The organism is Frankia sp. CcI49 (assembly GCF_001983215.1).
In the GTDB taxonomy this organism is placed as follows: Bacteria; Actinomycetota; Actinomycetes; order Frankiales; family Frankiaceae; genus Parafrankia; species Parafrankia irregularis.
The window spans coordinates 72,463-83,375 of sequence record NZ_MOWP01000009.1; the positions used below are offsets into that span (position 1 = coordinate 72,463).

11 protein-coding genes are annotated in these 10,913 nt (G+C 69.4%); 4 read left to right on the forward strand and 7 right to left on the reverse strand.

What is annotated here, in order from left to right:
• The first annotated feature begins 84 nt into the window (after nucleotides 1-84).
• The gene (locus CcI49_RS09170; RefSeq protein ID WP_054570732.1) at nucleotides 85-813 is read left to right on the forward strand and encodes a DUF4184 family protein; all 729 of its coding nucleotides are present in this window, start codon (nucleotides 85-87) and stop codon (nucleotides 811-813) included.
• Here the strand turns inward: CcI49_RS09170 and CcI49_RS09175 are convergent.
• Nucleotides 776-2,350: a serine/threonine-protein kinase gene (locus CcI49_RS09175; RefSeq protein WP_076825680.1), complete on the reverse strand. Its 1,575-nt coding sequence runs from the start codon at nucleotides 2,348-2,350 to the stop codon at nucleotides 776-778. The genes CcI49_RS09170 and CcI49_RS09175 overlap by 38 nt on opposite strands.
• A gap of 629 nt (nucleotides 2,351-2,979) precedes the next feature.
• Here CcI49_RS09175 and CcI49_RS41990 point away from each other — a divergent pair.
• Nucleotides 2,980-3,801 (forward strand): fibronectin type III domain-containing protein, encoded by an 822-nt coding sequence (locus CcI49_RS41990; protein WP_158230731.1) that lies wholly within the window; start codon nucleotides 2,980-2,982, stop codon nucleotides 3,799-3,801.
• A 49-nt stretch (nucleotides 3,802-3,850) separates the two neighbouring features.
• Here CcI49_RS41990 and CcI49_RS09185 read toward each other — a convergent pair whose 3' ends face one another.
• Both CcI49_RS09185 and CcI49_RS09190 read right to left on the reverse strand, forming a co-directional pair.
• Complete coding sequence (locus CcI49_RS09185; RefSeq protein WP_076825684.1) at nucleotides 3,851-4,258, reverse strand: type II toxin-antitoxin system VapC family toxin; 408 nt, start codon at nucleotides 4,256-4,258, stop codon at nucleotides 3,851-3,853.
• Nucleotides 4,255-4,491 (reverse strand): AbrB/MazE/SpoVT family DNA-binding domain-containing protein, encoded by a 237-nt coding sequence (locus CcI49_RS09190; protein ID WP_006544239.1) that lies wholly within the window; start codon nucleotides 4,489-4,491, stop codon nucleotides 4,255-4,257. Before CcI49_RS09190 ends, CcI49_RS09185 begins: the two co-directional genes overlap by 4 nt.
• Before the next feature lie 381 nt (nucleotides 4,492-4,872).
• Between CcI49_RS09190 and CcI49_RS09195 the strand changes: the two genes are divergently transcribed.
• The gene (locus tag CcI49_RS09195; protein ID WP_076825932.1) at nucleotides 4,873-5,880 is read left to right on the forward strand and encodes a TIGR03617 family F420-dependent LLM class oxidoreductase; all 1,008 of its coding nucleotides are present in this window, start codon (nucleotides 4,873-4,875) and stop codon (nucleotides 5,878-5,880) included.
• Nucleotides 5,881-6,087: 207 nt separating this feature from the next.
• Here CcI49_RS09195 and CcI49_RS09200 read toward each other — a convergent pair whose 3' ends face one another.
• Together CcI49_RS09200 and CcI49_RS09205 are read right to left on the reverse strand one after the other, a co-directional pair.
• Nucleotides 6,088-6,717: a superoxide dismutase gene (locus CcI49_RS09200; RefSeq protein WP_076825934.1), complete on the reverse strand. Its 630-nt coding sequence runs from the start codon at nucleotides 6,715-6,717 to the stop codon at nucleotides 6,088-6,090.
• Nucleotides 6,718-6,859: 142 nt separating this feature from the next.
• On the reverse strand, nucleotides 6,860-7,192 hold the full coding sequence (locus CcI49_RS09205) for a hypothetical protein (RefSeq protein WP_054570736.1): 333 nt from the start codon (nucleotides 7,190-7,192) through the stop codon (nucleotides 6,860-6,862).
• A 568-nt stretch (nucleotides 7,193-7,760) separates the two neighbouring features.
• Between CcI49_RS09205 and CcI49_RS09210 the strand changes: the two genes are divergently transcribed.
• Nucleotides 7,761-8,909 carry an acyl-CoA desaturase gene (locus CcI49_RS09210; protein ID WP_083473891.1) on the forward strand — a complete coding sequence of 383 codons (1,149 nt, stop codon included), beginning with the start codon at nucleotides 7,761-7,763 and terminating at the stop codon, nucleotides 8,907-8,909.
• Here the strand turns inward: CcI49_RS09210 and CcI49_RS09215 are convergent.
• Both CcI49_RS09215 and CcI49_RS09220 read right to left on the reverse strand, forming a co-directional pair.
• Nucleotides 8,828-9,712, reverse strand: coding sequence for a metallophosphoesterase (locus CcI49_RS09215; protein WP_054570738.1), 885 nt, complete (start codon nucleotides 9,710-9,712; stop codon nucleotides 8,828-8,830). The two genes, CcI49_RS09210 and CcI49_RS09215, sit on opposite strands and share 82 nt — an antisense overlap.
• Nucleotides 9,713-10,156: 444 nt before the next feature.
• Complete coding sequence (locus CcI49_RS09220; RefSeq protein ID WP_054570739.1) at nucleotides 10,157-10,846, reverse strand: histidine phosphatase family protein; 690 nt, start codon at nucleotides 10,844-10,846, stop codon at nucleotides 10,157-10,159.
• Between the last annotated feature and the right edge of the window lie 67 nt (nucleotides 10,847-10,913).

Below are 10,913 nucleotides of genomic sequence, written 5' to 3' on the forward strand. Positions count from 1 at the left end.
CCGATGGGTCCTGGAGGCATGAGTCGACGGGTTCCCCTACTGGTCGCCCGGTACATTCGGGGCGACTGGTGCTGAGGGGGCTGGGTGCCGTTCACTGCGAGCCATCCCGCGGCGGTCCTGCCGCTGCGCGGGCTCGGTCTGCCGATGAGTGCGATGGTCGTGGGCTCGATGGTTCCCGATGTGCCGGTCTTCGGCCGCTGGGCGGACCTGTACCGGCTTACCCACAGCCTGCTCGGGATCGTCACCGTCGTCCCGGCGCTGACCATCGCGGTGCTGCTGGTGTGGAGTCACCTCGTGCGTGACGCCCTGGTCGACCTGGCGCCGGATGCCGTCCGGCTGCGGCTCGCTCCCCGAGCGCGGCTGAGCCGGCGCCAGTGGATGCTGGCTCCCGCGGCCGCGATGGTCGGCGGGCTGACGCATGTGGGCTGGGACCTGTTCACCCACCGCGACCGGTGGGGTTTTCATCAGTTCGCCTGGTTGCGTGCCGAGCACGGGGGCCTGCCCGGGTATGGCTGGCTGCAGTACGCCAGCAGCGTGGCAGGGCTGGCCATCGTCGCGCTGGCGGCCGTCGCCCACCTGCGGGCCCTGCCGCGGGGGCCACGCCGGCCGCGGCGGCATCCGTCCCAGGCCGTCATCCTGCCCATGGGCGTGCTGGTGGCGGTGGTGCCGTGCGTCGCAGCCGCCGCGGCGGCGACCCAGGACCCCCGTGGACTGCGCGCCGTCGCCTTCGAGGCCGCCGTCGCCGGCGTGCTGGCCCTGATCGGCACACTCCTGATCATCGTGGCCGGCTGGTGGGCCGTACGCCCGCGCTGAGCCCCGTGTCGACGAGCAGCTTCTCCGCTGCTGGTGCTGCTGGTGCTGCGGGGAGGGCCGGTCCTGTGGACGACGCGGCGAACTCGTCGTGGCCGAACCGGCGGCTTGCGGCCGCGATCTGCTCGGCCGAGCCACCGGAGAGATCTTCGAGAGCGCACAGGACCAGGACACCGCTCGGATCGAGGTAAGGCGGCTCGGACCGATCCTGGCAGCGCCGGAGCCACGCGGAACCGGGCGAGTCTGACGGGCAGGGCGGGTCGGAAAGCAGGACCTCGAGGTGCCCGGCGCGGACGCGGACGCCGTCGATCTGGCCGCGGGTCAGCACGTGCTCCACGCCGTCACGCCGGTAGCGCAGCATCGTCCCGCTGATGAGGAGCAGGTCGGGCCGGCAGAAGAGGTAGCCGAAGATGACAGCCCAGGACCCGAAGAAGCACGACCACACGGCCGCCGGCGCACCGATCCAGGCCGGGAGATCTCCAAGGAGGGCAACACTCCACGGTGCGGCGGCCGCGGCCAGGGCCACGACCGCGAGCACGCCCCCCAGTACCCGCCGCAGCCCCGATTCGCGCAGCTCGACGGGTTCTGTGCCGATGGCGAGGCCATCCTGAAGATCATCACCGCTGAGCGGCCGAGGATCGGCTTCATGCTTTGGCTGTTCGTCCACGTGCTCCGGCTGCCCACCCGCATGCTCCGACCGCTCGCGGTGTGGTGCGGCCAGCGCGCCGCGAAGGGCCGCCAGCGCCGCGCTGCCTGTCAGGCGGCCCGCTGGATCCTTGACGAGGAATCCCTCGATCACGGCCGCCAGCGACCCGGGCGTCCGGATGAACTGGGGACGGTCGTGGAGGACGGCCTGGATCGTCGCGGCCTGGGTCGTCCGGGAGAAGGCCGATGTTCCCTCGGCCGCGTGGTACATCGTGGCGCCGAGCGAGAACAGGTCGCCCGCCGTGGACTGGCGGATGCCCGCGAACTGTTCCGGGGCGATATACGCCAGGGTGCCGATCGGACCGTCAGTGATCGTCGGATCCGACCAGTGGGCGGCGACGCCGAAATCGACAAGCACGATGCGGCCGTCGTGGCCGATCAGAATGTTCGCAGGCTTGACGTCCCGATGGCTGATCCCGCGCTGGTGCGCCGCGACGAGTGCGTCCAGCACGGCGGCGCCGATCCGGATGACCTCGTCGGCCGAAAGCGGGCCACGGGTGCGGATCGCCTCGGCCAACGACACCGATGGCACGTACTCCATGATGATCCAGGGGAGATTGTTCTCCTCGACCACGTCGAGCACGGTGACGACATGGGGATGGTCGCGAAGCTTCGCCACCATTCGCGCCTCACGCATGACCCGGGTGACCAGCAACGAGGTGTGGCCCGCCGATGCCGCCACGGGAATCCGTAGCTGCTTGGCCGCCACGGTGACGTTGAGGACCTCGTCGACGGCCCGCCAGACCGTTCCATAGCCGCCGGCACCGATCTGCTCGATCAGCTGGTATCGCCCGACGATCCTGGTGCCTACAGCGTGATCGGCTTCCGCTGCCACCGAATCCCCTTTTGCGCTTTGGCCCTGGAAAGCACAACCCTAGTGTCGATCGAGGGTCAGTGCGCCCGGCTTTGCGTGAAACGGGGTTTGGTTCTCCCCGCTCCGGCCATCTCGGTCGGAACCGGGATCAGTCGGAGATCAACGGTGTTAGGGTCGCACGGTCAGATGTGCCATGGTCCGTCGGCCCGAGAAACGAGACCGGTATGGGTGTCGATGCCCCGCAGRCCAGCCCGAACCAGGCCGCATCGAAGGAGACTGCCTCGGGCCCGGCTGCGCCACCTGCTTCGATTCGGGTGTCACGCCAGGTCAGATCCCGGATTCGCGGTGGTGCGCGGCTGCTGCGGGCCACCGTGGACACCGGTCTTCGGGCCGGCCTCACCGTCCTGGCCGTGGCCCTCGTCGCGGTGGCGGCGGGGTTCTGGACGGCACGGGACGGCGCGACCACGCAGGCGCGGGACGTTGCTTCCACGCAGTCCGGGCCCGAGGTGGGGGCATCGGCGTCGACCGGGCTGAGCTCCGGGCCCGCAGGCGATCCGGGGGCGTCCAGCGGACCGGCATCGGTCGAGGTGCCCACGGCTCCGACCGGCCTGCGAGCCCAACCCGGCAACGCGACGGCGGATCTGTGCTGGGTGGCCTCGCCGGATGTTGACAACTACACGCTTTTCCACCGTGATGTGACGGCCGGGCAGGGCTGGATGCGGATGCCTTTTCCGATCGAGAAGCCCTGCTATCCCGCGAAGGAGCTGGTCAACGGTCATACCTATGAATTTCGGTTGACCGGCAGCAACCGTGCCGGCGAGTCGGATCCGTCCAACACGGTCACGGTCGAGCCGATGGCTCCGGCCCCGTCCACGGCGCCGGATCGGTCGACGAGCGGGCCTGAGCGCACGACGCTGTCGGCCCCGCCGGCCCCCTCGGGTCTGCGAGCCGAACCCGGCGATGCGACCGTGCAGCTGCGCTGGGCGGCGACGTCAGGTGTTGACAACTACACCCTTTTCCACCGTGATGTGACGGCCGGGCAGGACTGGATTCGAATGCCCTTTCCGATCCCGAAGCCCTCTTACACCGCGGATCAGCTGGTCAACGGCCACACCTATGAATTTCGGTTGACTGGAAGTAATCGTGCCGGCGAGTCGGGATTTTCGTCGACGATCGCCGCCACGCCGAGGAAACCGGTGCCAGCGGCGCCGTCAGGGGTGGCGGCCACGCCGCGGAACGCTGAGGCGAATCTGTGCTGGATGGCGTCGCCCGGTGCTGACGCGTATACGCTTTACTACCGTGATGTGACGGCCGGGCAGGTCCGACAGCGGATGCCGTTTGCGGTCAACGGAACCTGCTACCTGGCGAAGCAGCTGGTCAACGGGCACACGTACGAGTTCTGGTTGACCGCGAGCAACAGCTCTGGCGAGTCGGGGCTCTCCACTCCGGTCACCGTCACCCCTCGCAGTTGAGCTGAGAAGCTCAGGGGTTGTGGAGGCCGGGGGCTTCACCGGTACGGATTCACCCGACCAGGATCACCTTGACGCCGACCGCGTCATAGGTGCCGCGGGCACGTGCGTCCCTGGTCGCAAGGSCCAGGCCGTGCTCTTTGGCGGTGAGTGCCACCAGACCGTCATACACGGCGCCCCCGACGATGCCGAGTCGGCTCAAGGTCGTGTGGATCTGCTGGGCGGGTGGCCCGCTCAGCACCAGCGGTGCCGTGAATCTCGCGTCAAGCAGGCGTGCGGCGTCCGGCCCGGACAGGCGGGCGTCACCCGGGAGTCTGGTGAGCACCGAGTAGGTCTCGGCCAGGGCGTGCCCACTCAGCGTGAGCTGTTGTCCGCCCCACCACCGCGCCACGTCCGTGTGGTGCTGATGGGAGCGGACAAGCAGTGGGACGGCGACACTGGTGTCGACGGCGATGGTCACCTGCGGGTGGCGTCGATGAGGCCGAACAGGACGTCGTCGTCGACAGGCGTGTCGCCGGCGGACACGAGCACCCCGTTCTCCTCGACGAGGCGGGCGGTTCTGCCGGCTGGCACGACCTGCACGCCGGCCCCGTAAGGCGAGATGTCCACCTTCGTGCCGGGGAGCAGGCCCAGTGCGTCGCGGATGGACTTGGGCAGCACGATGCGGCCCGCCTGATCCACAACAGCTTCCATGGGAACACGATACCAATCTGATCCCACTATGCTGCCCGTGTGATCAACTTGGTGTGGCGAAATGCTGGGGCGCGACCCGGCACGCCGCGCCGACGACCGCGCTTGAGCTGCGGGACGTGAAGGTGCGCGAACCAGCTCCGGGCGAGGTTCGCATCAGAACGGAGGCGTTCTGCCTCGACTTCAACGACATCGACTCGATATACGGGCGCTCGTGTTCAGAGCCCCGTTGTCGGCCGGACGATCGAGCTCCCCGAGCTCCCCGAGGTCCCCGAGTGGCTGGACGCGATGGAGAACCGGCGCACCACAGGTCGCACCGTAGTAGCACTGTAGAGAACGGGCATCGCCATGCGTCCGGCGAACCACCAGCGGGAGGGAACATCGATGAAGGTTGACGCGATCACCCAGTGCGATCTGGCTGATGCCGCCAGGACCGCGCTGCGCGCGGAGGAATGCGGATTCGACCGGATGATCTCCGCCGAGGTGGCGCACGACCCGTTCCTGCCCATGACGCTGGCGGCCGCGGCGACCACGAGGATCTCGCTGGGAACCGGTATCGCGGTGGCATTCGCACGGAGCCCGATGACCGTCGCGGTCACGGCGGCGGACCTGCACCGCCAGTCCCACGGCCGGTTCGTGCTCGGGCTCGGCAGCCAGATCCGGCCGCACATCGTCCGGCGGTTCTCGATGCCCTGGTCCAGCCCGGCGGCGCGGATGAGGGAGTACGTACAGGCTCTTCGGGCGATCTGGGCCTCCTGGCAGACCGGCGGCCCACTGCGGTTCGAAGGCGAGTTCTACCAGCACACGCTGATGACCCCGATGTTCAACCATGGCCCCAGCGAGCACGGCGACCCGGAGATCTATCTCGCCGGCGTGGGACCGGCGATGACGGCGGTCGCCGGCGAGGTCGCCGACGGCTACCTCGCGCACGGGTTCACCACGCCGGCCTACCTGCGTGACGTCACGCTCGCCAACCTCCAGCGTGGGCTTGACCGGGCCGGGCGCTCCCGTGGCGGGATGGAGGTCAGCGTCCCGATCTTCACGGCGCTCGGGCATGATGACGCCGAGGTCGCGGCCAGCTCCCGGGGCGCCCGCGCCACCATCGCCTTCTACGCCTCGACGCCTGCCTACCGGCCCGTGCTGGACCATCACGGCTGGGGCGAACTCGGTGAGGAGCTCACCCGGCTGTCCAAGCTCGGCGCGTGGGACAAGATGGGCGACGCCATCGACGACGAGGTCCTGGCCGCGTTCGCCATCGTCGGCGCGCCCGAGGATCTTCCGGGTGAGGTGGCCCGCCGCTACGGCGGGCTGGTCGACCGGGTGCAGATCGGTCTGTCCGGCACCGTGCGCGACGACGAGCTCGGGGCGCTGGTGGACGCACTGCGCGGCTGACCTGCGCAACGGCCGGACACCGGTCTGCATACCAGCTCGGATACCAGTTCGGTCCCGGTGCTCCGCGGGCGTCGGGAAGGGTGCCCGGCGCCTCGCCGCCGGTGGCGTCTGCGGTGGCGGATGGCGGGCCACCCCGCCGGCCAGGTGGCTGGGTGCCGTCCCGGCCGGCCGGGTGGTGTGCGCGGAGCCTGCGCGGACCGCGCCGCGTCAGACCGAGGTGATCTGCTTGGCGGCGGTGTAGCGGGCGGCGACGTCGGCCCAGTTGACGATGTCCCACAGGGCGGTGACGTAGTCGGCCTTGACGTTCTTGTACTGCAGGTACCAGGCGTGCTCCCAGGCGTCGAAGGCGAGCAGCGTGGTGTTGCCGATGCCGATGTTGCTCTGGTGGTCGTAGACCTGCTCGACGAGGAGACGTCCGGAGAGCTGGTCGTAGGCGAGGATGCCCCAGCCGGAGCCCTGGACGGTGGTGGTGACGGCGGTGAGCTGGGCCTTGAAGCTGTCGAAGGAGCCGAAGGACTCGGTGATCGCGTCGCCGAGGGCGCCGTCGGGCTTGTCGCCGCCGTCGGGGGAGAGGTTCTGCCAGTAGATCGAGTGCAGGATGTGGCCGGAGACGTTGAACGCGAGGGTCTTCTCCAGGCCGACGATGGCGCCGAAGTCGCCGAAGTCGCCGAAGTCGCCGGAGTCGCGGGCTTCGGCGAGCTTGTCGAGGGTGGTGTTCGCGCCGGCGACGTAGGTCGCGTGGTGCTTGTCGTGGTGCAGCTCGATGATCTGGCCGCTGATCGTCGGCTCCAGCGCGGCGTAGTCGTACTGCAGATCGGGCAGGGTGTAGACGCTCACCTGGTCGTCCTTCACTGGTTGGTGGTGGGTGTGTGGTTGGCGGCCCGCTGTGCGCGGACCGCGCCGAGGTGCGGTTCGTGGGCGAGCAGTCGCCTCGCCGTCTCAGCTGCTCTCAGCCGTTTTCAGCTGCTCTCGGCCGTTCTCAGCTGCTCTCGGCCGGGCCGGCTGGCCGGGCGGGACCGGCGGCGCCGGAGACGTACGTGCGCTGGATCGCGCGCAGGACGTCGCGGGTGGCCACGTCCGATCCGGAGCGGTCGGCGAGGTCGTTCAGGGCGATGCCGCACAGCGTCGCCAGCCCGAGCACGAGCTCGGCCATGGCCGCTGCCGGGTTGGTGCGCTGCGCGCCGTCGGCCATCACCCGCTGGACGCTCTCCCAGAAGAAGGCGGGGTCGTCGGCTGAGTCGGTGTACGCGGTCATGATCTCGATCGCCACCGGCAGGCACGCGGCCATCGGGTCGGTAGGGACGCTTCCCACGGATCCTGCTCCCCTCGGTCGACCTGCAACTGAACAGTAGTTGCCTATGATTCGCAGCTGCAAACTAGAGGACTCAGTTGCGGGGTGTTGAGTTGGTCGCGCCCCGTGGAAGCCGCCACTCAGGGCATATGATCGCAAACTCCCGGTTACCATCATGGCTCGCCGCGTGACCGGGATGTCTCACCGTGCAGCCGGCAGGATCAGCTCCGGCGAGAGCCGGAACCGGCGAACTCCGAACCGGGCGGGGTGACAGCACGCGTGCGGCCCACCGGCCTCAGCGTCCGTCCCGCACGCCGCCTACGCCGGACAGGTCGCCCGTTACCGGGAAATCGACATTGAGAAGGTCCGTCCGGCCGAGGCCTCGCGTCGCAGCACGCCGGATGCCGGTGGAAAGCCCAGCTGTGGTGCTGGTGGCCGCCGGTGGAACCCTGGGCGACGAGATTCTCGGATTCCAGACGAACCCGGCGTGCGCGCATTTCGGCCATCCCACCCGGCTGTCACACTCACGGCACGCCGAGCTTCGTGGAGCCCGTCTCCTCGACGGCCGGGGTCGCAAAGGGGCGTGTCGATGTCCACGTTCATCGAGATCAGACCGGTGGGCACCCTCGCGGCGCCACCGGACCGGGCCCGCGGCTCCGAGCTGCTGACCCTCGTGCGGGACGCGGGGTATCTACAGCGCGACCCGAGGTACTACGCCGGGCGCATCGCCGCCGACCTGACGCTGCTCGTCGGAGGGTGGGCCGCCTTCGTGCTGGTCGGCCGTTCGTGGTGGCAGGTGCTCGTCGCCGCCTGGCTGGGGATCGCGTTCACGCACATCGGTTTCCTCGGGCATGACGCGGGGCACCGCCAGGTGTTCCGCTCCCGGCGTGGGAACGACGCCCTCGGCATTCTGGCCGCGAATCTCGCGATCGGGCTGAGTTTCGGCTGGTGGGTCGACAAGCATCGGCGCCACCACCTCAACCCGAATCATGTGGGGCTCGACCCGGATATCGACAACAAGATGGTCTCGTTCTATCCGAAGCCGGCGCGGCGGCGCGGCCGGATCGCCCGACTGGTCGTCCGCCACCAGGTGGCGGTCATCTGCATCGCCCTTCCCCTGCAGGCATTCGTGCTGCATGTGAAAAGCGTGCAGTTCCTGGTGCGGGGCGGCGGTCGTCATCGCGGGCCCGAGTGCCTCGCGCTGGCGCTGTTCGCGCTGGGGTACGCCGGACTCGTGGCGGCCGTGCTCGACCCGGTACACGCGGTCGTCTTCGTCCTGGTGCAGCAGGGTGTGTTCGGCACCTATTTCGCGCTGGTGGTCGCGCCGAACCACAAGGGCATGCCGATCGTCCACGGCAGCCCGCGGACGGACTTCGTGTGGCGGCAGGCGGCCACGGCGCGCAACGTCGACGGTGGGCGCGTGGTCGACTATCTGTTCGGCGGCCTCAACCACCAGATCGAGCACCACCTCTTCCCGAGCATGCCCCGCAGGTCGCTGCGCCGGGTGCGGCCGCTGGTGCGGGACTTCTGCCGGGCCAACGAGATTCCGTACACGCACACGTCCCTGCTGAGCACCTATCGGCAGGCCTTCGGCTACCTGCACCAGGTCGCCCGGCTGGAGAACGCCGCCCGGCCGGAGAACGGCGTGCCCGCCGATCAGCGGGGCGTGGCGGCGACGAGCCCGGCGAGGTCGAGTGCGTCTCCGCTCACCTCGGTCAGCCACTCGTCGCGGACGTAGGTGAAGCCGCCGGTCTCGGTGTCGAACAGACCGATGCTGCCGGCCGTCACCCGCTGCTCGGGGTTGACCGGGTTCGGATCCCATCGGGTGGCCTTGGGCCGCACCAGCTGGTGGAGCACGTAGGAGGTCGTCGGGCCGTAGTGCCGCGGCTCGCCGGAATGGTGGTAGTGGCCGCCGACATGCAGCCGTGGCCGCAGGTGCTCGATGAGCCGGGAGAGCTTCGGCGAGCCCTGCACGCTCCCGCGCCGGTCGCGTGACATCCCGTACGGGCCGTCGTGGGTGACCAGGACGTCCACGGTGCCCGGCGCAGTGTCGACGAGCCGGGCGTAGGCGACTTCGTCCAGATCCATCTTCCCGGCGGACTCGATCAGCCCGAGGAACGCCACTCTTGCTCCGGCGACCGTCACCACGCTCCCGCAGGCCACGTGGTGGTAGGCGCCCAGCGGGTCCACCGGCACGACCGCCGCGCCCGCGGCCGCCTCGTGCAGCGAGGCCAGCCAGTCGTGGTCCTCGTGGTTGCCGCTGACGAACAGCACCGAGGGGATGCGTTCGAGCGCGAGCCGCACGCCTTCGGCGAGCGACGGCGATGGATCCAGCAGCCGGAGGAAGTCGCCCTGGGCGGGATGATCCCGCCCGAAACGGCGGCTGGGCTCGTCGAGCCGGTCCGCCGACGGATAGGCGCCCAGATCCCCGACCTGGATCACGGCGCCGAGCCTGATTCCGCGCCGTTCCTGGAGAAGCACCGCCGCACCCAGCGCATGCAGCACACAACCGTGGACGTCGCCCACGAATGCAATGTTCATTTTCTGTCGACCTTCCGCAGGGAGCCAGGTTGAAGATGGCTCCGCGCCGGTCGGGCGGTACAACGTTGTGGTGTCAACCACCGGCACGGTAACGCGCGGATCCTGCGACGCCGGCCCGGTGACTCACATCCCAGCGTTCTACCGCTGTCTCGACGGCCGAGCCCTTTTCATCATCGACACGGACTCGCGGAATCCCTGACCGTGGACCGTGAGATGGCGAAGGCTCGCTGAGCCGGGTCAAGCGTCGCAGCCGTCTGCGGAGTCGTCAACAAGCCGTCGTCCAGGCGACTCCCGGCAGGGCGAGTCGGAAGCGTCGGGGATTTTGGTCGTTCTGGAACATGCAACAAAATCGCGAGCTTCGGACTTTGGCTGTGCCGGATCCCCGGGGGATGGCCAGGCGGCGAGTGGACACGGGCCGCGAGGCCGATGCCGGGCGCGGGCAGGCTACCCGGCTGCGCGGTTCTCGGCGACGGCCTCGCGCACCGGGGCACCGGTGACATCCTGCGCGGCGACGTCAGGAACAGCGGACCCACCCAGCGGCTCGCCGTGCCACTGAACCAGGTTCCAGCCAGCCGCGGGATCGCCTTCGATCGTGACCATCCCGGTGTTCGAGAGCCACCGATCCTCGACGGAACCGACGCCACCGACCCGTATACCGACCCAGGCCCGGATCGCGGCACCATGGCTGACGAGCAGGACGGTGTCGTGATCGTCATGCGCGGCCGCGATGTTCGTGACCGCGGTGTCGTATCCGGCGACGAACCGGCGACCGTCGTGCCCACCCGGCATCGTGCGGTCCAGATCGCCGTGGATCCAGTCACTGATGACGTCGAGGTAGGTCGTGACGGCTTCCTTGTCGCTGCGCAGCTCAAGGTCGCCGGCGGCGATCTCCTCGATGCCCTGCTCGACCTTGGCCAGCAGGCCGCATGCGTTGGCAAGAGGGGCCGCTGTGAGCTGGGTGCGGACCAGGAGCGAGGTGTAGATCGCCGAGATCGGCTTCCCGCTGAGCGCATCGGGCAGTGCCCGTGCCTGCGCGTGACCGAGCGCGGTCAGCCCGGCACCCGGCAGCCCTGTATCGAGGGCACCGGCGACGTTGGAAGGGGTTTGGCCGTGTCGGAGCAGCATCAGGCGCATCGTGACCGAGTCTAGCCAGCGGCTGACGTCGCGGTACCGGCCATCGCGAGATCAGGTCTGCCCGGAC